This window comes from Streptomyces sp. NPDC042371 (assembly GCF_056437465.1).
The window spans coordinates 86,137-110,226 of record NZ_JBWKAP010000016.1 but is presented as its reverse complement, the minus strand read 5'-3'; the positions used below and the strand labels follow the sequence as shown (position 1 = coordinate 110,226).

General features: G+C 72.1%; 21 protein-coding genes. 12 read left to right on the top strand and 9 right to left on the bottom strand.

The features are described 5' to 3' along the window. The first annotated feature begins 55 nt into the window (after positions 1–55). Complete coding sequence (gene der, locus AC068B_RS35480) at positions 56–1,534, top strand: ribosome biogenesis GTPase Der (protein ID WP_478675621.1); 1,479 nt, start codon at positions 56–58, stop codon at positions 1,532–1,534. 88 nt (positions 1,535–1,622) lie between these two features. On the opposite strand, the gene AC068B_RS35475 is transcribed toward der, so the two are convergent. Both AC068B_RS35475 and AC068B_RS35470 read right to left on the bottom strand, forming a co-directional pair. Beyond that, positions 1,623–1,919, bottom strand: coding sequence for a hypothetical protein (locus AC068B_RS35475; RefSeq protein ID WP_478675620.1), 297 nt, complete (start codon positions 1,917–1,919; stop codon positions 1,623–1,625). Positions 1,920–2,097: 178 nt separating this feature from the next. Next, positions 2,098–2,877 carry a hypothetical protein gene (locus AC068B_RS35470; RefSeq protein ID WP_478675619.1) on the bottom strand — a complete coding sequence of 260 codons (780 nt, stop codon included), beginning with the start codon at positions 2,875–2,877 and terminating at the stop codon, positions 2,098–2,100. A 525-nt stretch (positions 2,878–3,402) separates the two neighbouring features. On the opposite strand from AC068B_RS35470, the gene AC068B_RS35465 reads away from it, so the two are divergent. Both AC068B_RS35465 and AC068B_RS35460 read left to right on the top strand, forming a co-directional pair. Then, positions 3,403–4,044, top strand: coding sequence for a LysM peptidoglycan-binding domain-containing protein (locus AC068B_RS35465; RefSeq protein ID WP_478675618.1), 642 nt, complete (start codon positions 3,403–3,405; stop codon positions 4,042–4,044). 84 nt (positions 4,045–4,128) lie between these two features. After that, positions 4,129–4,761, top strand: coding sequence for a LysM peptidoglycan-binding domain-containing protein (locus AC068B_RS35460; RefSeq protein ID WP_478675617.1), 633 nt, complete (start codon positions 4,129–4,131; stop codon positions 4,759–4,761). Here AC068B_RS35460 and AC068B_RS35455 read toward each other — a convergent pair. Genes AC068B_RS35455 through AC068B_RS35445 form a run of 3 tightly spaced genes read right to left on the bottom strand, consistent with a single transcriptional unit; the run spans position 4,706 to position 8,594 of the window. Then, the gene (locus AC068B_RS35455; RefSeq protein WP_478675616.1) at positions 4,706–5,386 is read right to left on the bottom strand and encodes an ATP-binding cassette domain-containing protein; all 681 of its coding nucleotides are present in this window, start codon (positions 5,384–5,386) and stop codon (positions 4,706–4,708) included. The genes AC068B_RS35460 and AC068B_RS35455 overlap by 56 nt on opposite strands. Next, complete coding sequence (locus AC068B_RS35450; protein WP_478675615.1) at positions 5,387–8,044, bottom strand: ABC transporter permease subunit; 2,658 nt, start codon at positions 8,042–8,044, stop codon at positions 5,387–5,389. Positions 8,045–8,048: 4 nt separating this feature from the next. After that, a complete protein-coding gene (locus tag AC068B_RS35445) occupies positions 8,049–8,594 on the bottom strand; it encodes a hypothetical protein (RefSeq protein ID WP_478675657.1) in 546 nt (181 codons plus the stop codon). 147 nt (positions 8,595–8,741) lie between these two features. On the opposite strand from AC068B_RS35445, the gene AC068B_RS35440 reads away from it, so the two are divergent. From AC068B_RS35440 to AC068B_RS35420, 5 genes are all read left to right on the top strand, one after another. Next, complete coding sequence (locus AC068B_RS35440; RefSeq protein WP_478675614.1) at positions 8,742–9,320, top strand: MTB12 C-terminal domain-containing protein; 579 nt, start codon at positions 8,742–8,744, stop codon at positions 9,318–9,320. After that, the gene (locus AC068B_RS35435; protein WP_478675613.1) at positions 9,295–10,590 is read left to right on the top strand and encodes an ABC transporter substrate-binding protein; all 1,296 of its coding nucleotides are present in this window, start codon (positions 9,295–9,297) and stop codon (positions 10,588–10,590) included. The genes AC068B_RS35440 and AC068B_RS35435 overlap by 26 nt, the downstream gene beginning before the upstream one ends. Positions 10,591–10,753: 163 nt before the next feature. Beyond that, positions 10,754–12,016 carry a glycosyltransferase family 4 protein gene (locus AC068B_RS35430; protein WP_468568095.1) on the top strand — a complete coding sequence of 421 codons (1,263 nt, stop codon included), beginning with the start codon at positions 10,754–10,756 and terminating at the stop codon, positions 12,014–12,016. Beyond that, the gene (locus AC068B_RS35425; protein ID WP_478675612.1) at positions 12,013–12,882 is read left to right on the top strand and encodes a hypothetical protein; all 870 of its coding nucleotides are present in this window, start codon (positions 12,013–12,015) and stop codon (positions 12,880–12,882) included. The genes AC068B_RS35430 and AC068B_RS35425 overlap by 4 nt, the downstream gene beginning before the upstream one ends. Before the next feature lie 45 nt (positions 12,883–12,927). After that, on the top strand, positions 12,928–13,983 hold the full coding sequence (locus AC068B_RS35420) for a helix-turn-helix transcriptional regulator (protein ID WP_478675611.1): 1,056 nt from the start codon (positions 12,928–12,930) through the stop codon (positions 13,981–13,983). Here AC068B_RS35420 and ctaD read toward each other — a convergent pair. Beyond that, positions 13,868–15,556, bottom strand: a complete 1,689-nt coding sequence (ctaD, locus tag AC068B_RS35415) for an aa3-type cytochrome oxidase subunit I (protein WP_478675610.1) — start codon at positions 15,554–15,556, stop codon at positions 13,868–13,870. The genes AC068B_RS35420 and ctaD overlap by 116 nt on opposite strands. 415 nt (positions 15,557–15,971) lie before the next feature. On the opposite strand from ctaD, the gene AC068B_RS35410 reads away from it, so the two are divergent. Then, on the top strand, positions 15,972–16,187 hold the full coding sequence (locus AC068B_RS35410) for an I78 family peptidase inhibitor (protein WP_356257804.1): 216 nt from the start codon (positions 15,972–15,974) through the stop codon (positions 16,185–16,187). A 104-nt stretch (positions 16,188–16,291) separates the two neighbouring features. Here the strand turns inward: AC068B_RS35410 and AC068B_RS35405 are convergent, their stop codons facing one another. Both AC068B_RS35405 and AC068B_RS35400 read right to left on the bottom strand, forming a co-directional pair. Beyond that, positions 16,292–17,314, bottom strand: a complete 1,023-nt coding sequence (locus tag AC068B_RS35405; protein ID WP_478675609.1) for a phosphatase PAP2 family protein — start codon at positions 17,312–17,314, stop codon at positions 16,292–16,294. A gap of 248 nt (positions 17,315–17,562) precedes the next feature. Then, positions 17,563–18,711 (bottom strand): mannosyltransferase family protein, encoded by a 1,149-nt coding sequence (locus AC068B_RS35400; protein WP_478675608.1) that lies wholly within the window; start codon positions 18,709–18,711, stop codon positions 17,563–17,565. Positions 18,712–18,940: 229 nt separating this feature from the next. On the opposite strand from AC068B_RS35400, the gene AC068B_RS35395 reads away from it, so the two are divergent. Continuing rightward, positions 18,941–20,584 carry an MFS transporter gene (locus AC068B_RS35395; RefSeq protein WP_478675607.1) on the top strand — a complete coding sequence of 548 codons (1,644 nt, stop codon included), beginning with the start codon at positions 18,941–18,943 and terminating at the stop codon, positions 20,582–20,584. A 212-nt stretch (positions 20,585–20,796) separates the two neighbouring features. Then, complete coding sequence (locus AC068B_RS35390; RefSeq protein ID WP_478675606.1) at positions 20,797–21,993, top strand: acyl-CoA dehydrogenase family protein; 1,197 nt, start codon at positions 20,797–20,799, stop codon at positions 21,991–21,993. A gap of 12 nt (positions 21,994–22,005) precedes the next feature. Here the strand turns inward: AC068B_RS35390 and AC068B_RS35385 are convergent, their stop codons facing one another. Further along, positions 22,006–22,455, bottom strand: coding sequence for a cell division protein SepF (locus tag AC068B_RS35385; protein ID WP_356257816.1), 450 nt, complete (start codon positions 22,453–22,455; stop codon positions 22,006–22,008). A gap of 291 nt (positions 22,456–22,746) precedes the next feature. Here AC068B_RS35385 and AC068B_RS35380 point away from each other — a divergent pair, with 291 nt between their 5' ends. After that, positions 22,747–24,048, top strand: coding sequence for a DUF5685 family protein (locus AC068B_RS35380; protein ID WP_478675605.1), 1,302 nt, complete (start codon positions 22,747–22,749; stop codon positions 24,046–24,048). Positions 24,049–24,090 lie beyond the last annotated feature (42 nt).

The window sequence follows — 24,090 nt, the reverse complement described above, 5'->3', positions numbered from 1 at the left end:
CCGATACGCAGGCCGGTGCACCGATCACCACGATGAACGACGAGGTACGGACTTCATGAACGACCAGATCCAGCCCGAGGGCGACGGCTTCGCCGAGCACGACCACGGGGCGCTCGGCGACGCCGAGTACGCACAGTTCATGGAGCTCGCCGCCGAAGAGGGCTTCGACATCGAGGACGTCGAGGGCGCCATCGAGGAGGCGGGCCACGGCCCGCTGCCCGTGCTCGCCGTCATCGGCCGCCCCAATGTCGGCAAGTCGACTCTGGTGAACCGCATCATCGGCCGCCGCGAGGCCGTCGTGGAGGACCGCCCCGGCGTGACCCGCGACCGCGTCACCTATGAGGCCGAGTGGTCGGGCCGCCGCTTCAAGCTCGTCGACACCGGCGGCTGGGAGCAGGACGTGCTCGGCATCGACGCCTCCGTCGCCGCCCAGGCGGAGTACGCGATCGAGGCCGCGGACGCCGTGGTCTTCGTCGTCGACGCCACGGTCGGCGCCACCGACACTGACGAGGCCGTCGTGCGCCTGCTCCGCAAGGCGGGCAAGCCCGTCGTGCTCTGCGCCAACAAGGTCGACGGCCCGTCCGGCGAGGCCGACGCCACCGCCCTGTGGTCCCTCGGCCTCGGCGAGCCGCACCCCATCTCCGCGCTGCACGGCCGCGGCACCGGCGACATGCTGGACGCCGTCCTTGAGGCGCTGCCCGAGGCCCCCGCGCAGACCTTCGGCGCGGGCATCGGCGGCCCCCGCCGCATCGCGCTGATCGGCCGTCCGAACGTCGGCAAGTCCTCGCTGCTGAACAAGGTGGCCAACGAGGACCGCGTGGTCGTCAACGAGCTTGCGGGCACCACCCGCGACCCGGTCGACGAGCTCATCGAGCTGGGCGGCGTGACCTGGAAGTTCGTCGACACGGCGGGCATCCGCAAGCGCGTCCACCTCCAGCAGGGCGCGGACTACTACGCCTCGCTGCGCACCGCAGCCGCCGTCGAGAAGGCGGAGGTCGCGGTGATCCTCATCGACTCCTCCGAGTCCATCTCGGTCCAGGACCAGCGCATCGTGACGATGGCCGTCGAGGCGGGCCGCGCGATCGTCGTCGCGTACAACAAGTGGGACACCCTCGACGAGGAGCGCCGCTACTACCTGGAGCGGGAGATCGAGACGGAGCTCGCCCAGGTGGCGTGGGCCCCGCGCGTCAACGTGTCGGCGACCACAGGGCGCCACATGGAGAAGCTGGTCCCGGCGATCGAGACGGCCTTGGAGGGCTGGGAGACGCGCGTGCCGACCGGGCGTCTGAACGCGTTCCTCGGCGAGATCGTCGCCTCCCACCCGCACCCGGTCCGCGGCGGCAAGCAGCCCCGCATCCTCTTCGGCACGCAGGCGGGCACCAAGCCGCCGCGGTTCGTCTTCTTCGCCTCCGGCTTCATCGAGGCGGGCTACCGCCGCTTCCTGGAGCGCCGTCTGCGCGAGGAGTTCGGCTTCGAGGGCACGCCGATCCACGTCTCGGTGCGGGTGCGCGAGAAGCGCGGCCGCAAGAAGTAGGGCCGCCCGCGGGCGCCTTCGTACGCAAGCCGAATGCCCGGCCCCCGTCGTGGGGAGGCCGGGCATTCGGCTGTCCGGGCGGGCGAGCTCAGCGTCCGCCGCGCGATCCTGGCGGCAGGGCCGCGGGGAACTGGTGGTGTCCCGTGGCGTGGTGCTCGTACTGCCCGTAGCGGGACACGTGGAACTGGCCGTAGCGGGGGTCGTGCCGTCCGTCGACGCGGTGCTGGATGCCGTACGGCCCCGGACCGAAGGCGGTGAATCCCAGGTCCTCCTCGCCGCTCCGGTCGCCCGGCAGGGCCCTGAAGGCCCTGAGGTACTCCGAGTACAGCGCGTCGTAGATGGGTGTGGCCGAGTGGCTGCCCGGCGAGTCCTGCGCGGTGCGCATGGACGGGATGGGGCTCTGGTACGCCGACCGGTGGCGGGGGGAGGGGTCGTATGGATGCACGTATGTGCCAACGAAACGGGCGCCGTGCGGATGCGGGGGCCGCGCCGCTTTCCCCGTCCGGCAGGAGTGTGACCGGCGCATTCGGGGTCCGGGGCGGCCCTCGCCGACCAGCGGCCGCTCAGGTCCCGGCGAGCGGCAGCGAGCTCGCGACGAGGCGGCCGTGGGTCGCCGCCTTGTCCAGCGCGTCCCGCAGCATGTCCTCGCGCGGCTGCCGTCCGATGGAGCCGACGGGGGCCGCGAAGAGCAGCACGGTCTGGGTCTTGTTGGCCGCGGTCCGCCAGTCCTCGGTGACCTGGAGCGGGTGGTGCGCCTGCCACCAGGCGACGGGGGAGCTGCCGGTGGCGCCGGGCTGCAGGATGGCGTGCAACTGGCCCATGGCGAGCAGCACCGACCAGCCGGGCAGCGCGGGCGGCACGGAGTCGAGCGAGGTGACGGGCATGAAGCCCTGCTCGATCAGGAGCGGCAGGAACTCGTCGCCGCCGCTCTGCGCGGCGCCGGGGCGGGCGATGGCCCCGGTCGGCTCGACGACCAGGGCGGGGCGCAGCTCGCCCTCGATCAGGACGAGGCCGCTGGTCACGCCGAGCACGGCCTGGCTCGGCGCGTCGGACGACCCCGAGCCGTCGTCGCCGGTGATCGAACGGACGGCGCCCTGCAGCTGCTCCTCGGAGACCGTGACGATCTGGGAGGGCAGGCAGGTGGCGTGGGCGAAGGCGAGCACGGCCGTCTCGTCGCCGACGAACAGGACGGTGCTGGTGCGCTCCTGTTCCGCGTCGCCCGGGGTGCGGCAGGACGTGCAGTCGTAGCTGCCCGGGGTGTTGTCTCCGGCGAGCAGCCGGTCGGCTTCTTCGTCGCCGATCTCGGCGCGTACGTCGTCGCTGACGTCCAGCATGCGCGGCACGGGTGGCTCCTCGGGATCGTCATCTGGGGTGCATGGGGAGGTTGTGGCGGGCCGGACGGTGTCCGGCTCTTAAGGCTCAACGGCGGATCAGTGGCGCAGGTCACGCACGAAGACGAACGGAATTGAACCATCCGCAGCGGAGGGTGAATCGGGCGGCGGAATCTGTCACTCCGCGCCAACAAGTGCTGCGTGCACGGAGGTTGGAGTGGTGAGCTGAGTCACAGATCACTTACCGGCGCGGTCACTAAATCCGGATATCGGCGAATGAAGTGGGTGGCCGAAACTCGCTGATACCGCGGGTAACGCCCAACTGGCCTGGAATGACAAGGACTTGGTTGATACGGGACGGGAGGACTTCTAGATTCCACCGCCGTGTGCAGCGAGCACCGCTCGGGTACGTCCGCCGGTCGCACCAGCCAGCTCAAGCACCGACACCGGCGGGCGGGGCCGGACGGACCCCAGGCGCCGGATGCGTGAGGGGCCCGTACGGCCAGGGGGAGCCCGGGTCCTGCGAGAGGGAAATTCATGTCCGCACGTCCCAGGAACACGCGCACCATGGCAGTGATCGGAGGGGCCGCACTCCTGGCCCCGCTCGGCCTGCTTGCCGCGACCGGCCAGGCCGGTGCCGCGGACAGCGGAGTGTGGGACCGCATCGCACGGTGCGAGAGCGGCGGAAACTGGCAGATCAACTCGGGCAACGGCTACTACGGCGGACTGCAGTTCTCCGCCGGTACGTGGCGCGCGTACGGCGGCGGGGCCTATGCGCCGACCGCCGACAGGGCGTCGAAGGCGCAGCAGATCGCCGTCGCCGCCAAGGTGCAGCGAGCGCAGGGGTGGGGCGCGTGGCCCAGCTGCTCGGCGCGGGCCGGTGCGTACGGCAGCGCGCCGTCCGCCGCGGCGCCGGTGCCCAAGGCCGCGAAGCCCGCGCCCAGGACGGCGAAGCCCGCACCCAAGGCGGTCGGGCAGCGGCCCGGCAGCACCGCGGACCGCTCCGACCGGGGGGCCTCGCGCGGCGCTCCCGGCAACTACACCGTCCGGCAGGGCGACACCCTCAGCCGCATCGCGGCCCGGCACGGAACCAGCTGGCAGCGGGTGTACGCGGCCAATCAGCGGGTCATCGGCGGTGACCCGGACGTGATCGTGCCGGGGCAGCGGCTGGGCGTCTGATCCGATCGTCCGACCGGGTGGGGGTCGGCTCCGCGGCGGCGCGGCACGCCACGGGCCCGCCGCGGAGCCGCCTAGCGTGACCCGATGCACCCGAAGTCGATCAAGCGTGTCCGGTCCGTGGCGTTGGGGTCCCTGGGATCCCTGGGGCCCCTGGTCGTCGGCGCGATCCTCGCGGCGGTGGCGCTGCCGTCGGGCGCCGCGTCCGCGGCTCCGCCGCAGCCGTCGGGCGCCGTTTCCAGGCCGTACGACTGCTCCTTGGACAAGGGGCCGTGGCACTGCCTCGCCGAGTGCGAGAGCAATGGCCGATGGCAGACGAACACGGGCAACGGCTTCTACGGAGGACTGCAGTTCTGGCAGCCCACCTGGGAGGGGCACGGCGGGCTCAAGTACGCGCCGCGCGCCGATCTCGCCACCCGGGAGGAGCAGATCAAGGTCGCCGAGAGGGTGTTGCGCACCCAGGGCTGGGGCGCCTGGCCCGTCTGCTCCAAGGAAGTGCGCATCGAGCGGTTCGACCGCCGCGTCCACAAGGTGAAGCCGGGGGAGACGCTCAGCTCGATCGCGCGCCGCTACGACGTGAAGGGAGGCTGGCAGGCCCTGTACAAGGCCAACCGCGACAAGGTCGGGAGCCGCCCCGAACGGCTCGGCGTCGGCACGCTCCTCGTCATCCCGGGGCGTACCGCGACCGGGCAGACCCGAGCTCTCCCGGCTCTCCACTGAACACGACCGCGCCCCGGCGCAGTTCGTGCACGACCGCCGTCCGGCCCGCGCCCTCCCGCAGGCCGGGCGGCAGCCGCTGTTCGGCCAGGACCACACAGGCGTCGAGCCCGGCGAGGAGTGCGTAGGTCCGTGCCGCGACGGCGGGTGACATGCCCTGGGTCGGCTCATCCGCGAGGACGACCCCGGCGTCCGACAGCAGGGCCCTGGAGAGGGCCAGCATGCGCTGCTCGCCTCCGGAGAGGGTGCCCGCGCGGCGGTGCAGCAGGGGGCGCAGCTCGGGGTAGGCGTCCAGCGCGCGTGCGTGGTCGCCCGCGGTGTGTGCGAGGCCGAGGTTCTCCGCGACGGTGAGGGAGGGGAACACCGCTCCGCGGTCCGGTACGAAACAGAGGCCGTCCGCGGCCCGTTCATGGGCCGGGCGGCGCGTGATGTCCCGCCCGTCGCGGACGACCGCGCCCGCGGAGAGGGGGACCGTGCCTGCCAGGGCGCGCAGGGCCGTGGTCCGCCCGGCGCCGTTGCGGCCGAGGAGGACGGTGAGGGCGGTGGCGGGGGCTGCCAGCGTGATGCCGTGCAGGGCCTCCAGGGGGCCGTAGTGGACGCGGGCGCCGCGCAGTTCGATGCCGTGCACTCAGGGGGCCCCTTCCAGCACCTGGCCCGCGGGGCCCGTCGTCACGATGCGGCCCGCCGCCATCACGTGCACGGTGTCGGCGAGGCCCGCGACCAGGTCGAGGTCGTGCTCGACGACGAGGAGAGCCATGCCGTCGGCCGCGAGGGCACGCAACAGCGTGGCGAGCGCCGCCACTTCGGAGGCGTCCAGGCCCGCGGCAGGCTCGTCCAGGAGGAGGGTGCGGGGGCCGCCCGCGAGGGCTCTCGCCAGTTCCGTGCGTCTGAGGGCGCCGGTGGAGAGGCCGGTCGCGGGCCGGGCGCGAAGGGCCGTCAGATCCAGGAGCCGGAGGGCCCGGGCGGTGGCGTCCCGGGTGTTCCCTGTTCCTTTGCCCTGTTCCGCCCCCACCCGGACGTTCTCCGCGACCGTCAGCGACGGGAAGACCGCCAGTTGCTGGAAGGTGCGGGCCATGCCGGTACGGGTGCGGGCGTGCGCGGGCAGTGCGGTGATGTCCCTGGAGCCGAGGGTGATGCGCCCGGCGGAGGGGTGGAGGGTGCCTGCCAGACAGTGGAAGAGGGTGCTCTTGCCCGCGCCGTTGGGGCCCACCACGGCGGTGATGCGGCCGGGGAGGACGCTGAGGCTCACGCCGTCCAGGGCGGTGAAGCCGCCGTAGGCGAGGGTGATGTGGTGGGCGGTGAGGGTGGGGTGGGGGGTTGGTGGTTCGGCTTGCCGGGGGCGGGGCCGGGCCGGTGGGGGAGCCTCCTGCCGGGGCGGTGGCGGGCCGTGGGCGGGGGCGGCTGGGCCCGCGGTCGACAGGGACGCGCGGGCCCTCTCGCCCGCGGTGGTGAGGCGCGGGGTGCGGCGGAGTCTGCGCGTGGCGGCGCGCAGCGCGTCGTACGGGCCGCCGGGGAAGCGGCCGATCAGGACCGCGAGGAGACCGATCAGGGCGGCCGCCACACCGCCGCGCGTCCCCGCGTCCAGGCCGACCAGGAGGGCCGCCGCGGCCAGGGCGCCGAGGACGCTGTCCGAGCCGAGGACCACGATCGCGGCGAACCACAGCAGACCGCGGACGGGGTCGTACGACCCCGCGTCGAACGCCCGTTGACCCAGCGCGAGCATGCCGCCGCCGAGTGCCGCGAGCGCCGCCCCAGTGACGAACGCGCCGAGTTTGAGGGCCGGGACTGGCACCCCCGCCGCCGCCGCGCCCGCCTCGTGGTCCCGCATCGCCGCGAGCGCCCGCCCCGTGCGGCCCCGGCGCAACGCTGTGACCAGGACCGACGCCCCGGCCAGCAGGACGAGTTCGAGGACGTAGTACGCGCGGTCGCCCGAGAAGCCCGCGGGGCGGTCCAGGGTCAGGCCCGACGTCGCGTACGGCTGCGTGAAGACGAAGCGGCTGACGCCCACGCCGACCGCGAAGGTCGCGAGCGCCAGGGCCAGGCCGTGGCGGCTGATCGCGGGCCAGCCGGTGAGGAGCCCCAGGGGCGCGACGAGGAGGACCGCCACGGTCAGGGCGGGGAGGTGCGGGAGTTCGGGGAGGCCGGGGAAACGGCCTGCCGCGATGAGGGCCGTGAAGAGGGCGCCGAGGCCCGCGTACGCCGCCTGGCCGAGCGAGATCTGGCCGCCCCGGCCCGTGACGATCACCAGCGAGAGCAGGATCACCGCGAGGGCGGGGACCTGGACCGCGGTCGTCAGGTCCGGGCCCGCGAAGCCGAGCGGCAGGAGGAAGAGCACCGCCGCCACGATCCAGGCACCCGAGGGCGTCGGGACGCGGGCCGTCGCGGTGCGGGGCAGCGCGTCCTTGGTGCCGACGCCCGGCAGGATCAGCGCCGCGACCAGCAGGGCGATCACGAAGAGGTTGGCGCTCGCGGTCTGCAGGAGCTGCTCGGTCCGGCCACCGGGGTGCAGGCGAGTGAGCTGGCTCTGCGCCACGCCCAGGCCGAGGGCGACCGCCACGGCGACGGGCAGGCTCCGCATCCCGGCCACCACGGCCACCGCCACCACTTCCATGACCAGCAGCGGCATGCCGTACGGATCGAGACGTACGAAGGGGGCGAGCAGGACGCCCGTGAGGCCCGCGGTGAACGAACCGAAGGCCCAGCCCGCCGCGGCCACCCGGTCCGCGTCGATGCCGGAGAGCACGGCGAGGCCGCGGTTGTCGACGACCGCGCGCAGCTCGCCGCCGAAGCGGGTCCAGCGGGTCAGCGCGGCCACCGCGAGCGCGAGGGCGACGGCCGCGCCCAGCTGGCCCCAGGGGTCGGCGGAGAGCAGCTCGGGCGCGTCGTCACGGGCGCCCGGGCCCCAGAGGAGGGCCGCCCCGCCGACGAGCAGGACGAACAGGCCGATCGAGGCGACCAGGGTCTGCGCCGGGTCGCCCCCGGAGCCGGTCCCCTGGGCGGACCCCCACCCGCGCACCGCCAGCGGACGGAAGACCGCGCGGTCGAGGAGGAGGCCGATGCCGGGCGCGACCAGGAGCAGGGTGACCGCCGCGGCCAGGGGGAGGGGCCAGTGCCATGCGACCGTCAGCTGGCGCAGGACGTAGGCGCAGAGCATGGCGATCGCGCCGTGGGCGAAGTTGAGGACGCCGGTCGCGCGGTACGTGACGATCAGTCCGATGCCGGTGAGGGCGGCCGCGCTGCCGACCGAGAGCCCGGCCAGCGTGAGGTCGTAGCTCAGCGATGACACCGGGTCAGTGCTCCGGGGCCGACGCGGGGCCGGACGGCGGACCGTCGGGTTCCGGAGGGCGCCGTGGTTCGCAGATGGGGCAGGGGGCGAGGGCCTGGGCCGACAGGACCGTGGCGTCGGCGGGGACCGCCTCCGGTTTCCCCGCGACCAGCGGGCAGTCCGCGCGGTGCCAGAGCGTTCCGCCGGGGACCATGAGGGGAGTGCCGCCGCCCGCCGCGGGGCCCGGGGCCCGCTCCCCGGCCGCCACGGGCTCCGTCGCCACCAGAAGTCCGTACAGCTCCTCGACGCGCGCCGCCGCCAGGACGCTCCTGCCGTGGGTGAGGAGCAGCGCGCCCGTGACGATCAACGCGGCGCCCGGCACCGTGCAGGACGCGAGGTAGGGCAGCTGCCGCTCGGCGAACCGTTCCCCGGAGACGCCGTACCAGCCGATGACGCAGAGCACCGCGCCCGCGGCGAGCGACGCGAAGGCGGCCCACAGCATGGGGTGCACGGCACGCAGGCGTGCGGGACCGGACGCACCGGCCGTCCGAGCTGTCCGATCCGCCCGCATCGAGGCCCCCTGGGACACGTCGTCGGTCACATCAGTAACGTCGGTGGGCTGTCCATGTCAGCCGATGGATTGCACTATGCCTTCTGGAAGCCGACCCTGAAAGCTCCGGGCCCGCACGGCCCGGACCGATACCCGGTGGTGAGCCAGATGGTTCTCGGGAGCAGCCCAAGGCGGGGGACGTACCACGGGCGGGGCAGGGCGCGGAGCGCGGCGCTGGCGGCCGCCGCGGTCCTGCTGATCGGACCGGCCATCGCGGCCTGCGGCGACGACAGCGGGGGCGGGGACGGAGCCACGCCGCCCGAGCCGTCCATGGAGAAGACCACGGACCCGGCAGACAAGGGCGACGACGCATCCGCGTCCGCCCCCGCCGACCCGGCGGCCGCGAAGAAAGAGGTCACGGAGAACTGGGAGAAGTTCTTCGACCCGAAGACGTCGCTGAAGGAGAAGGAGACCGTCCTGGAGAACGGCGCCGGGATGCGCGACGTTCTGGAGAGCTTCAGCGGTGACAAGCGGGGGCAGCAGGTCGCGGCGGACGTGACGAAGGTCGAGTTCGGCTCGGCGACGGAGGCCGACGTGACGTACGCGCTGACGCTGAAGGGCGCCACCGCGCTGCCCGACGCCTCGGGCACGTCCGTCAACGAGGACGACACCTGGAAGGTCTCCGTCAAGACCCTCTGCGCCCTGGTGAAGCTGAGCGGCAATGCGTCGCCCGGTCCGGGCTGCTGAAACGCTGCTCGTCGTCGCGGCCCTGATGGCGGGCGCTGCCTGCGGGAGCCGCCTGCCCGAGAGCGACTTCGAGCGGCGCGGCACCGCGTCGGCCCCCGCAGGGGGAGCGCCGGTCAGGGTCGGCATCATCACCAGCGCGACCAGCCCGGTCGGCGGGGCCGCGTTCACCGGGCCGCGCGACGGGGCCCGGGCCTATTTCGACCGGCTGAACGCGCACGGCGGCATCGGGGGCCGCAAGGTCGAGGTGCGCACCTGCGACGACGGTGGCAGCGGCGTCGGCAACAACGACTGCGTGCGCAAGCTGGTCGAGGAGCAGAAGGTCGTCGCGCTCGTCGCCACCGCCTCCCTGGACTACGCGGGAGCGGCCCGTGTCTCGCGCGCGGGCGTGCCCGACATCGGGGGACAGCCCATCGGCCCGGCGTACGACACGTACCCGCATCTCTACGGGATCTACGGCAGCCTCGCCCCGCGCAACGGCACGCCGGGCTGGGGCGGCAAGCTGTACGGCGGGACCGAGGTCTACCGCTACTTCAAGCGGGAGCAGGGCGCGCGGACCGCGGCCGTCGTCTCCTACAACCAGGCCGCGTCCGCCGCGTACGCACGGCTCGTCACCCGGGGCCTGAAGGCCGAGGGCTACAAGGTGGTCACCGAACAGGTCGACTTCGCCCTGCCCAACTTCCGGGCCGCCGCGGCCGACCTCAAGGAGCAGGGCGCCGATCTGGTCTTCGACGCGATGGACACGCACGGCAACGCCCGGCTGTGCGAGGCGATGGACGACGTCGGCGCGAAGGTCACCGCCAAGGTCACCAACGTGCAGAACTGGACCTCGACCGTCGGCGACGACTACAAGGACGCGCCCCGCTGCCGCAACGCCCTGTGGGCCACCGGGTCGAGCAGGAACTACGAGGACACCGATCACCCGGCCGTACGCGAGTTTCGCGCGGCCCTGCGCGGCAAGGCGCTCTCACAGTGGGAACTGGAGGGCTGGGCCGCCGCCATGTGGTTCACCGACGCCGCGAAGTCCTGCCTGAGCGGCAGCGGCGGGGAGGTCACGCGCGCGTGCGTGGACCGCTTCATGGGGCGGGACGAGCCGTACTCCGCGCGGGGGCTGCTGGTGCCCGTGGCGTTCGAGCGGCGGCCGGAGCCGCCGGGGACGCGCAGGACGTGTGTGTCCGTCGTCCGGTGGCGGGACGGTGACGGCTGGGTCACTCAAGGGGGCGACATGAACGACAACTGCTTCGTCGTCCCTCAGCTCGCCTACCAGCCTTGATGCACGCCATCGCAAAAAGGTTCCCATCCGTGGCTACCGATCACGCATCCGTTCGGGAACAGGATGGTGAGGAAACCCAACCCTTGGCCAGGAATCCCCGTCTAACCCTGCGGTAGGCGGACGAGGGGGACTGTCCGCAAGGAAGCGCGGAATACGGGGACGCATGCACATCTCTTTCCTTATTCACAACGCGTACGGAATCGGAGGGACGATCCGGACGACGTACAACCTGGCGAACACGCTGGCCCAGCAGCATGATGTCGAGGTTGTATCCGTCTTCCGGCACCGCGACGAGCCTGTCTTCGCGCCTGACCAGCGCGTCCGACTGCGCCACCTCGTCGACCTGCGCAAGGGCACCGCCGGGTACGAGGGCGAAGACCCCGAGCACCTGCGCCCCGCCCGTACGTTCCCCAGCGCCGAAGGACGCTACGAGCAGTACAGCGCCCTCACCGACCGGCGCATCGCCGACCACCTCACCGGGATCGACGCGGACGTCGTCATCGGCACCAGGCCCGGGCTCAACGTGCACCTCGCCCGCCAGACCGCGCGCGGGCCGCTGCGCGTCGGCCAGGAGCACCTCACGCTCGACAGCCACAGCAAGGAACTCCGCCGCCAGCTGCGCAGCGTCTACCCGCGCCTCGACGTCCTGACCACGACGACCGAGGCCGACGCCCGCGCGTACACCCGCAAGATGCGGCTGCCCGGCGTACACGTCCAGGCCGTGCCGAACCCCGTGCCCGCGCCCGGCATCGAGCCCGCCGACGGCTCCCACAAGTGGGTCGTGGCAGCGGGCAGGCTCGCCCCCGTCAAGCGGTACGACCTGCTGATCAGGGCCTTCGACAAGGTGCGGCGCGAGCGTCCCGACTGGCGGCTGCGGATCTACGGCGGCGGCAAGCAGAAGGACAAGCTGCGCGCCCTGATCGACGAGCTCGGCCTGTACAACCACGTCTTCCTGATGGGCCCCGCCCACCCGATAGAGCCCGAGTGGGCCAAGGGCTCCATCGCCGCCGTCACCTCCAGCCTGGAGTCCTTCGGCATGACGATCGTCGAGGCGATGCGCTGCGGGCTGCCCGTGGTCGCCACCGACTGCCCGCACGGACCCGGCGAGATCATCGACAACGGCGTCGACGGGCGGCTCGTCGAGGTGGGCAACGCCGACGCCATCGCGGGCGGACTGCTCGAACTGATCAACAACGACTCGCTCCGGCAGCGGATGGCGGGCGCGGCGCTCCAGGACTCCGAGCGCTTCGACCCGGAACGCATCGCCGAGCGCTACGACGACATGTTCACCGGGATGCTCGCCCGGGGCAGCTCGCTGGGGGGCCGGATGCGCGGCTCCCTGCACCGCACACGAGGCGCGCTGCTCGGGGGCGCGTACGCCGTGCGGGATCTCGGCCGCGCACAGACGAAGGGATCGACCGCATGACGGCCTTGGCCACCTCGCAGGCGTCGCACGCCGGAGACGACCAGGAGGCGTCGGAGGCGCCGCGTGCCGACTGCATCGCGGACTCCGCCGGGGGGCTCACGTTCGACGTCACGGACCCCGGTGAGCCGGGCGCGCAGGAGGTGGCCCACCTCCTGCTGCGCCTGCGCGACGCCGACGCCGACTCCGCCGAGGACGTCGTGCGGCTGCCGCTCACCCCGTCCGGCGACGGCCGACTGCGGGCCGCGCTGCCCAGCAGCGTCGAGCTCGCCGAGGGCCGCTGGAACGCGTACGCGCAGGTCGCGGGCGGCGAGCCGCGGCGCCTGATGCCGGGCGTGAACGACCTGCGCTCGCTGGTCGACCGCGCGCCGAGCGGCAGCCGCGGCCATGTCGCGGTGCGCATCCCGTACGCGACGAAGCAGGGCAACCTCTCGGTGCGCAGCTGGCGGCGCGCGCCGCACGCGGAGACCGGCGAGCTGGAGATCACCGGCACCGCCATGACCGTGCAGGGCCGGGTGTACGGCACCGCGCTCACCGACGCCGCGTACGTCGAGGCGGTCCGGCGCGACGAGCCGGACCGCGTCCTGCGGGCCGACGTCACCGCCGAGGGACCGGCGTTCTCCTTCGCGCTGCGGTACGGCCCGCTCGCCGAGAGCGGCGCAGGGCCCTGGGACCTGTGGCTGCGGCCGGACGGTGAGAGCGGTCCGCGGGTGCGGCTCGCCCGGATCCTGGACGACGTCCCGGACAAGAAGGCGATCTTCACGTATCCGGTGGTGCCGTGCGCGACGGAGGAGCACGGCACGCTGGAGGCGGGCCCGTACTACACGCTCGACAACGATCTGTCCGTGCGGGTCCGCCCGGTCGGCTGACGCCGAGGACAGCAGCTGTCCTCGATCACCGGCACAATCACGTCCATGTTGGAGACCTCGGCACGACTGCTCCGCCTGCTCTCCCTGCTGCAGGCCCACCGCGACTGGTCCGGCGCGGACCTCGCCGACCGGCTCGGCGTCACCCCGCGCACGGTCCGTCGCGACGTGGACCGGCTGCGCGAGCTCGGCTACCCCGTGAACGCCAGCCCCGGCACCGGTGGCGGCTACCAGCTCGGCGCGGGGGCCGAACTGCCGCCGCTGCTCCTGGACGACGAGGAGGCGGTCGCGGTCGCCGTCGGGCTGCGGACCGCCGCGGGGCAGGGCATCGAGGGCATCGGCGAGACCTCCGTCCGGGCGCTCTCCAAGCTCGAACAGGTGCTGCCGAACCGGCTGCGCCGCCGCGTCGGCGCCCTGAACGCGTTCACCGTGCCGATGCTGCGCGCCCCGCAGCCGCAGGGCGTCGACCCGGCGGTCCTCACCGGACTCGCCGACCTCTGCAGGGACTCGGAGCGCCTGCGCTTCGACTACCGCGACCACGAGGGCAGTTCCACCCGCAGGGCGGTGGAGCCGCACCGCCTGGTCTGCACCGAGCGCCGCTGGTACCTCGTGGCCTGGGACCTCGACCGCGAGGACTGGCGCACGTTCCGCGCGGACCGCATCGAACCGCGGCCGCCGCACGGCCCGCGCTTCACCCCGCGCACCCCACCGGCCGACGACCTCGCCGCCTACGTCCAGCGGGGCGTCTCCACGCGCGCGTACGCCGCACATGCGGTGGTCAGGCTCTTCGTGCCGATGGCGGAGGCGGCCCAGCGGATCGCGCCCGCCGACGGCACCCTGGAGGCCGAGACCGCGGAGACCTGTCTGCTGCGCACGGGTGCGACGAGCCTGGACGTGATGGTCTTCCACGTGCTGTTCATGGGCATGGAGTTCGAGGTCGTCGAGCCCGCCGGACTCACCGAACGGATCGCGGCGTCCAGGGACCTGCTCAGCCGGGCCCTGGACCGGGGTGCTCGGTCTGCGGGTCCTGAGCCGTGTACGCCGCGTACTCGGGATGGTGCAGGTCGAACGCCGGGGACTCCGAGCGGATCCGGGGCAGCGTGACGAAGTTGTGCCGCGGGGGCGGGCAGGAGGTCGCCCACTCCAGGGAGCGGCCGAAGCCCCAGGGGTCGTCGACCTCGACCTTCTTGCCGTACTTCGCGGTTCTCCAGACGTTGTAGAGGAACGGCAGCGTGGAGAGGCCGAGCAGGAACGCCCCGATGGACGAGATGGTGTTGAGCACCGTGAAGCCGTCCGCCGCCAGATAGTCCGCGTACCGCCGCGGCATGCCCTCGGCGCCCAGCCAGTGCTGGACGAGGAACGTCGTGTGGAAGCCCACGAAGAGCGTCCAGAAGTGCATCTTCCCGAGCCGCTCGTCGAGCATCTTGCCGGTCAGCTTCGGCCACCAGAAGTAGAAGCCGCCGAAGGTCGCGAAGACGACGGTGCCGAACACGACGTAGTGGAAGTGCGCGACGACGAAGTACGTGTCGGTGACGTGGAAGTCGATGGGCGGCGAGGCGAGCAGGACGCCGGTGAGGCCGCCGAAGAGGAAGCTCACCAGGAAGCCGACGGCCCACAACATGGGTGTCTCGAAGGACAGCGAGCCCTTGAGCATCGTGCCCGTCCAGTTGAAGAACTTCACGCCCGTCGGGACGGCGATGAGGAAGGACATGAAGGAGAAGAACGGCAGCAGGACCGCGCCGGTGGCGAACATGTGGTGCGCCCAGACGACTATCGAGAGGCCGGTGATGGCCGTCGTCGCGCCGACCAGCGGCAGATAGCCGAAGATCGGCTTCCGGCTGAAGACGGGGATGATCTCCGTGATGATGCCGAAGAACGGCAGCGCGATGATGTAGACCTCGGGATGCCCGAAGAACCAGAAGAGGTGCTGCCAGAGCAGCGCGCCGCCGTTCTCCGGGGCGAAGACGAGCGAGCCGAGCTGCCGGTCCGCCTCAAGGACGAGCAGCGCGGCGGCGAGCACGGGGAACGCGATCAGCACCAGGATCGACGTGAAGAGCACGTTCCAGGTGAAGATGGGCATGCGGAACATCGTCATGCCGGGCGCCCGCATCCCGATGATGGTGGTCAGGAAGTTGACCGAGCCGAGGATCGTGCCGAAGCCGGAGAGCGCGAGCCCCATGATCCACAGGTCGGCGCCGACGCCGGGCGACCGTTCCACGCTGTTGAGCGGCGCGTACGCGAACCAGCCGAACGCCGCGGGCCCGCTCGGCACCAGGAGCGAGCCGAGGACCATCAGGCCGCCGAAGAGGAACAGCCAGTACGAGAGCATGTTCAGCCGCGGGAAGGCGACGTCGGGCGAGCCGATCTGCAGCGGCATGATCTCGTTGGCGAACCCCGCGAACGTGGGCGTCGCGAAGAGCAGCAGCATGATCGTGCCGTGGATGGTGAAGGCCTGGTTGAACTCCTCGTTGCTCATCAGCTGCAGCCCGGGACGGGCCAGTTCGGACCGCATCAGCAGGGCAAGGACCCCGGCGAACAGGAAGAAGACGAACGACGTGATCAGGTAGAGGTGACCGATCTTCTTGTGGTCCGTGGTGGTCAGCCAGTCCACGATGATCCGGCCGGGGCGCCGATCCCGCACCGGTCGCTCTGCCGCCCGTGCCGTTTCGGTCCCCATCGCCCGCCCCTTCGCCATCGCGTCCCGGGCCCGCCCGAAGCCTGTTCGAAGCCCACCCATGATGCTCGCGTCGCCCCGGCTCCGACAGGGGGCGTGCCGGAATGGCGAATTCCCCCACGCTTCGTCACCTCCCGCGCGACGGCCGGGGTTCGGAAATGCGGGGGGTCCTCCTAAAGGGTCGCGATCCTATTCGGACCACTATTTTCCGGGAGTGGGGGAGAACCCTTCCGAGTGACGTGAGGACACCCGTGAATTACGTCGGTACAAGTCCGGAACCGCCCGTACGTGTGACGGAGTTCGACCGAAACGCACGTCGTGATCCTGTGACGAAAGCGTGACCGGAGAGGTACCGGTGACCCATGGTGTACGCCTCCCGGCCTTCCCCGCCGGGCCCGTGCCGCCTAACGTGGCGGGCATGGCACCTATCCCGACCCCTCCCGCAGAACCCCAGGACAGCCCGGACGGTTACGTCGGCCTGCAGGCCGACGGCGCCGAGCGACAGGCGCGCGAGCGCGGCTGGTCCACCGTCAGGTCGTTGCAGCCGGGCGCGATGATCACGATGGAGTACCTCGCGGGGCGGCTGAACTTCGAGGTCAAGGACGGCGTGGTGGCGCGCTGCTGGAAGGGCTGAGCCGCGCCACGGCCGTACAGCAGAAGGCCCCGGTTCCGATCAGGAACCGGGGCCTTCGCGGTGCGGGGGATGGGCTGTGCGTACCGGCCCCCGCCGTCGGTGGGTCAGCCGCCCGCCACCGGGCGGGCCGACGGGGTGCCGCGCGACACGCGGTCGGGGTGCGGCGGGCGGCGGCTGCCCGCCGGGGTGACCGGGGTCCGCTCGGAGCGGGCCGTGTGCGGTCCGGGCGCCAGGTAGGCCGAGGGGCGTGCGCCGCGGGCGGCCGAGACCGGCTCGCGCACCGGCGCGTCCCCGTCGGGGGCGGAGCGCTGCGGGACCATCGCGGCGGCGCCGACCGGCGAGGGCTCGGGCACCGTGATGATGCCGGTGCGGCGGGCCCGCCAGGCCTCGCGGACGCTGAAGATCACGGCCTCGACCCGGGCGATCAGCGACTCGCACCAGGGCAGCGCGAGCAGGATGAGCAGGCCCGCGGCCCAGCCGAGGAAGACGTCGCTCAGCCAGTGCGTACCGAGGTAGACGGTGGTGAGGCCGACGCTCAGCGAGACCACCGCGGACAGGGCCGACAGATAGCGGCGGGTGCGCGGGGTGGAGGCGAGGTAGGCCAGGATTCCCCAGGTCACGACGGCATTGGCGGTGTGACCGGAAGGGAATATATCGCCGCCGAGCCACATCTCGTTCGAGCCGATCGCGGTCGCGTAGTGCGGGCCGAGGCGGCCCATGCCGATCTTGGCGGCGCCGACGGTGATGTTGAGCAGGAGGAGGGCGGCGCCGAACATGAGGAGCGGGCGCAGCGTGTGCTGCCGCCAGGAGCGCCAGCCGAGCCAGGCCGCGACCATCACGGCCGTCGGGCCGCGCTGGCCGAGCACGACCCAGTAGTCCAGGAAGGCGTGGATCTCCGGCCACTGCTGGTAGGGCCGGAAGAACATGACCTGCCAGTCGAACCGCACCAGCCACGAGGTGACGAGCACAGCGACGACGATGGCCAGGTAGAAGGCCAGGGTCGCGCTGAAGAGCACGACCCTGTGCCGGCTCATCCTCGGCACATCGAGGTGGGTCGGTCGTTCCGGCTCACGGTCCAGCCGGGCGAAGACCCGGTCAAGACGGGTGAGGTTTCGTTCGGTACGCACCCAATCGACGTTACAGCGAGTGAGTGCGGCACTAGGCCGAATCAGTGGCTTTGTGATGACGATGTGATGTGGGATTGATCTCAGGACGGGGTTTATTCCCGAGTTTTGTTTATTCCGCACCGACCGGCTTACGCAATTGGTTGATCATTTCCGGCGCAGTTTTATGCCCCTTATGAATTCGTTCACCGGGTCCTGGTGCGGAATTTCCCGTTCGATCACCGAGGGGCCTGGAAATGATCATGACGGGATCAGGGCGGGCCCGAGCCGTGCAGCCAGAACGCCCCGTAGACCGCGCTCGCCACGGCCACCACCCCGAGGACCGCCGCCGACCTGGACGTACGCAGCCGGGCGAGCGCCACCGCGACCGGCAGCAGCAGTGGGAAGGCGGGCATCAGGAGCCGCGGCTTCGAGCCGAAGTAACCGGCCGCGCAGAGGGCGAGCACGACGACGATCCCGCAGTAGACGAGCAGCGGCAGGGGCTGCTTGCGGCGTACGCACAGGACGTACAGCCAGATGACCAGGCCGACACCGACGATGAGGCCGAGGCCCGCGAGGGCGCCGGGGACCGAGGTGAACTTCTCCCCGATGAAGCGCACGAAGGCATAGCCGAAGTCGAAGCCGTTGCCCCAGCCCGCCTGCACGTCGAGATAGCCGAAGAGACCGCCGCCGGTGCGGTGGCCGACCCAGAGCACATAGGCCGCGGCACCCAGCGGGGCCAGGACGACGCCGAGGAGCATGCGCAGGTCCGTCCGCCGCTCCCGGTACATCTGCACGGCGGCCGCCGCCCAGATCGCGGCGACCACCGCCGCGCCCACCGGGCGGGTCAGCCCCGCGAAGGAGGCGAGCACGCCCGCCGTCACCCAGCGCCCCCTGAGCACCGCGTACAGCGACCAGGCGGCGAGCGCGGTGAACAGGGACTCGCTGTACGCCATCGACTGCACGATGCCGACCGGCAGCACCGCCCACAGTGCGGCCGCGCAGATCCCGGCCCGGCGCCCGTAGAGGTGGTCGGCGATCGCGAAGATCCCGGCGGCGGCGAAGAGCGACGCGAGCCAGCTCACCACCAGGCCCGCGTCGGCGTACGACAAGGGACCGACCGCCGAGACGAGCCGCTCCAGCCAGGGCAGCAGCGGGAAGAACGCGAGGTTCGAGTGGACGCTGCCGTCCGGGAGCGTCACTTCCCAGCCGTATCCGTGCTCGGCGACGCGGGTGTACCAGAGCGAGTCCCAGCGGGCGGTCAGCAGCGTGTGCGGGCTCTTGCCCGCCGCCGCGCCCCAGACCGCGAGCACGGCGACGCCCAGCGCACGCACCCCGGCGTACACGAGGAGCGCCGGCGCCGCGCGACGGAGCACATGGCCCGCCGGGGGTGGCGAAAGGCGTTGATCAAGATCGGTCACGAGCCCGATTATCGGCCGTAGGGGGAACCGGGCGCCGCCGTGGGGCGTGGTCGAAGGTCAGGGGCGTGGCGCACGCCACATCACATCCGTACAACCGTGAGAGGTCCGCCACGCGTCACGGGCGAGGTCTCGCGTACTCTGACGGCTCACTCGCCTTGTCCGTGGAGCCGGAGCAGGGAGTTCACATCCCGCAGGCCGCCGATGCGAGGGACCACTGGGAGGTACGCACATGTCCGGGACGACCACGGCCGCAGCATCGCAGGGTCGTCGGGGATCCGGGGCCGGTGCCGGGGCCAACCGCTGGGTCGTGCTCGTCGTCCTCTGCGTCAGCCTGCTGCTGGTCGCCGTCGACGCCACCGTGCTGCACGTCGCGGTGCCCGCGGTCACCGAGGACCTGAAGCCCGGCGCCATCGAACTGCTGTGGATCGTCGACATCTATCCACTGGTCTGCGCCTCGCTCCTCATCCTCTTCGGCACGCTCGGCGACCGCGTCGGCCGCAGACGCGTCCTCCTCCTCGGATACGCCCTCTTCGGCGTCGCCTCGGCGATCGCGGCCCTCGCGGACAACGCGCAGGTGCTCATCGCGGCCCGCGCGCTGCTCGGCGTCGGCGGCGCGATGATCATGCCCGCGACCCTGTCGATCCTGCGCCAGGTCTTCCCCGACCGGCGCGAGCGGGCCGTCGCCATCGGCCTCTGGAGCGCGGTGGCCGCGGTGGGCGCGGCCGTCGGGCCGCTGCTCGGCGGGTTCCTCCTTGAGCACTTCTGGTGGGGCTCGGTCTTCCTGATAAACATCCCGCTGATGCTGATCAGCCTGCCCATCGGCCGCTGGCTGCTGCCCGAGTCGACCGGCGACAGGAACGGGCCGTGGGACGTGGTCGGCGCGCTGATGGCCGCGGCCGGGCTCTTCGGCCTCGTCCTCGCGGTGAAACGGCTCGGCAGCGGGGAGGACCCGCTCGGCCTCACGACCCTGCTCGCCCTCGGCGGCGGTGGCGCCCTGCTCGTCGGCTTCGTGCGCCGACAGCGGCGGCGCACGCACCCGCTGGTCGACCTGTCGATGTTCGCGCGGCCCGCGTTCAGCACGTCGGTCGGCTGCATCGTCCTCGCCATGCTCGCCCTCGTGGGGCTGGAGCTGATCGCCGCGCAGTACCTCCAGCTGGTGCTCGGCCTCTCCCCGCTGGAGACGGGCCTGCGGCTGCTGCCCCTCACCATCGCCGCGATGGCCGCGGGCCTCGCGGGTTCGAAGATGCTCAGCGGTCTGGGGCCGCGCGCGATGGTCTGCGCGGGCTTCTGTCTGACCGCGTTCGCCGTGGTGCTGCTCACCGGCATGGGCGGCCAGGCCAACGACGTGCTGCTCCTCATCGGCTTCGTGCTGCTCGGCTTCGGCCTGGAGACCACGCTCTTCGGTGCGTACGAGTCGATGCTGAGCGAGGCGCCGCTGTCCCAGGCGGGTGGCGCGGCGGCGATCGGCGAGACCTCCTACCAACTGGGTGCGGGTATCGGCATCGCGCTGCTCGGCAGCGTCATGAACGCGGCGTACGCGCCGGGGCTCTCCTCGGTGCACGGGGTGTCGGCAGCGGACAGCGCCGCGGCGGGGCACTCGCTGGGTGAGGCGTACGAGGTCGCTTCGCGGGTCGGGGGCGGGGCGGGGGATGCGCTGCGGAGCGCGGCGCGGGACTCCTTTGTGCACGGGCTGCATGTGACTCTGCTGGTCAGTGCGGGGCTGTTGCTGCTCGGGGCGGTCGCGGCGTTGAAGCTGCCGCGGGGGATGGAGTGTGGGGTGTCTGCGTCTGCGCCTGCGGCGCGGGCTGAGCAGGGGGTGCCTGCGCCTCGGGACCCCGCGGGGGTCGGCGTCAGCTCGTCCGTGGACGTCTGAACCCCGTCCGGGTGGGTTCTTCTTCGGGTGCGGGCCGGATGTGGCTGGTCGCGCAGTTCCTCGCGCCCCTAGAGGCGGCCGCAGTTCCCTGCGCTCCTGGAAGCCGCCCTGGCGGGGGCCCGGGGGCTCTGGACGTGGGGGAGACTGCGTCGTAACGTCAGCGCGAGCCGTAGCTAACTACCACTGCTAGTTTTGTGTCGCCGGAGGCCCGCATGTCCGCAAGTGCCCGCACCCCTCTGCCGCCCTTCGACCCCGCCGACCCCCTCGGCATCGACGACCTCCTCGACCCCGAGGACCTCGCGATCCGTGACACCGTCCGGACCTGGGCCACCGACCGGGTCCTGCCGCACATCGCCGACTGGTACGAGAGGGGCGAGCTGCCCGGCATCCGGGAGCTGGCCCGCGAGCTCGGCTCCATCGGAGCGCTCGGCATGTCGCTGCAGGGCTACGGCTGCGCGGGCGCCAGCGCCGTGCAGTACGGCCTCGCCTGTCTGGAGCTGGAGGCCGCCGACTCCGGGATCCGCTCCCTCGTCTCCGTGCAGGGCTCCCTCGCCATGTACGGCATCTGGAGGTTCGGCTCCGAGGAGCAGAAGCAGCGGTGGCTGCCGGGCATGGCCGCCGGAGAGATCATCGGCTGCTTCGGGCTGACCGAGCCGGACCACGGCTCCGACCCCGCGTCCATGCGGACGCACGCCAAGAAGGACGGGACGGACTGGGTCCTCACCGGCCGCAAGATGTGGATCACGAACGGCACGGTGGCCGGGGTCGCCGTCGTCTGGGCGCAGACCGACGAAGGCATCAGGGGATTCGTCGTCCCGACCGACGCACCGGGATTCTCGGCACCCGAGATCAAGCACAAGTGGTCGCTGCGCGCGAGCGTCACCAGCGAGCTGGTCCTCGACGAGGTGCGGCTGCCCGCGGACGCCGTGCTGCCCGAGGTCGTCGGCCTCAAGGGCCCGCTGAGCTGTCTCTCCCACGCCCGCTACGGCATCGTCTGGGGCGCCATGGGCGCGGCCCGCTCCTCCTTCGAGGCGGCCGTCGACTACGCGCGCAGCCGCGAGCAGTTCGGCCGGCCCATCGGCGGCTTCCAGCTCACCCAGGCCAAGATCGCCGACATGGCGGTCGAGCTGCACAAGGGCATCCTGCTCGCCCACCACCTGGGGCGGCGGCTGGACGCGGGCAGGCTGCGTCCCGAGCAGATCAGCTTCGGCAAGCTCAACAACGCCCGCGAGGCGATCGAGATCTGCCGCACGGCCAGGACCATCCTGGGCGCCAACGGGATCTCGCTGGAGTACCCCGTCATGCGGCACGCGACGAACCTCGAGTCCGTGCTCACCTACGAGGGCACGTCCGAGATGCATCAGCTGGTGTTGGGCAAGGCGCTCACCGGCCTCGACGCCTTCCGGTGAGCAGCCCTGCCCCTAGCTCTGGTTGAAGAAGCCGTCCGCCGCGCGGCTTCCGGCCTCGCCGTTGACGATCTGCGTGTCGGCGGGCGTCAGCAGGAAGACCCGCGTGGCCACGCGCTCGATCGAACCGCGCAGGCCGAAGGTGAGGCCTGCCGCGAAGTCGACCACGCGCTTGGCGTCGGTGGGCTCCATGGCCGTGAGGTTCATGATGACCGGGACGCCGTCCCGGAAGAGCTCACCGATGCGGCGCGCGTCCCGGAAGCTGTCCGGGGTCACGGTCCCGATCCGGTGTTCCTGATCCGGGGCAGGCTCGCTCGCCACCCGCACGCGCGGGTCCGTGACCCAGGCCTCCGGCTGGTCGGGTCCCTCAGTCCGGTCGTCTTCGTAGCCGTCGTCGTAGTAACGCTCGTCGTTGTTGTCGTCGACGAGGCCAAGCCAGGCACTCGCCTTGCGCACCGATCCCATGGACGCCTCCTCTCGCAGCGGTTTCCCTGAATTCCGCATCCCTATCGTCGTCCATGATGCGGATGATGCGCCAAGTGGATAGTCGCCGCGCGGGGTTTTCGTGACGGTACTGGTGCAGAGTCAACACGCTGATGTGCGGTGCGCTCCAAGGGTCGTGCTGTGTACGGCTGCTGACAGTGAGTGAAATATGATTCTTCACGGCGTATGGGTGACGGCCGGTGCGTACGGGTGAACGGGACCCTCGCTACGATGCCGGGGTTGATCACATACGGGCCTCTCGGGGGAGTCGTCTTGTTCGGAATCGTCAGGCCCTGCAGCCATCGCCTCGGCGAAGGGCTCAAGACCCAGTGGATGGCGCACCTGTGCGGGCTCTGCCTCGCGCTGCGCGGTGACCACGGGCAGTTCGCACGCGTCGTGACCAACTACGACGGGCTCATCATCTCGGTTCTGACGGAGGCTCAGGCCGAGCGGTCGACCGGGTGGCGGCGCACCGCGGGGCCCTGCCCGCTGCGCGGGATGCGGACCGCCTCCGTGGCCCAGGGGGAGGGTGCGCGGCTCGCCGCCGCCGTCTCGCTGGTGCTCGCGTCGGCCAAGGTCCGTGACCATGTCGTCGACGGGGACGGGATCCTGGCGCGCAGGCCGGTGGCCGTCGCCGCCCGGCGCGTGGCCAGGAACTGGGACAAGGCGGGCGCGCGGACCGGCGCCGCTGTGGGCTTCGACACGGCGGTCCTGGTCGACGCCGTCGAACGGCAGGCCGGAATCGAGTCCTTGGCGGGCCCCGGCACCTCGCTGCTCGCGGTCACCGAGCCGACGGAGACCGCGACCGCCGCGGCCTTCGCGCACACCGCCGTGCTCGCCGGGCGGCCGGGCAACGCGGCGCCGCTCGCCGAGGCGGGTCGCCTCTTCGGTAGGCTCGCGCACCTGCTCGACGCCGTGGAGGACAAGGAAGCTGACGCCGCGTCGGGCGCGTGGAACCCGCTCACCGCGACCGGCACCTCGCCGGCCGAGGCGCGGCGTCTTGCCGACGACGCGCTGCACGGCATCCGGCTCGCACTGCGCGACGCCGAGTTCACCGACGGCAAGCTGGCGCACCTGCTGCTCGCGCACGAGCTGGGCAGGTCGATCGACCGGGCCTTCGGCACCGACGCGTGCGGGCACGCACATGAGGTGACGGCACATCAGGGCGGCTCCTTCGGGCCGCCGCAGGGTGGTGGCCCGTACGGTGCTCCGCCGCAGGGCGGGGCTTACGGGGACGGCAATCCGTATGGGAACGGCAATCCGTACGGCGGTGGCAATCCGTACGGCGGCGGGGCCCCCGGTGGTCCCGGAGGGCCTGTCGGCCCCGGAGGGCCCGGTGGCTTCGGCGGTGGGCCCGCCTTCGAGCCGCAGCCCCCGAAGCCCGGCAAGCGCGGTTTCTGGGCGGGGTGTGCCGTCGCCATCGGGCTCTGCTGCACCTGCAAGATGTGCTGCGCCGACCACTACGAAGGCCCCTGGTCCCGCAAGAAGCGCGAGGGCTGCTGCAACAACTGCGACTGCGACTGTGGCTGCTGCGGCATCTGCGAGTGCTGCTCCTGCTGCGACTGCGGGCTCTAGCCGGGACGCGTGACCGACCGTCAGGACCGTGGCCGTCCGCCA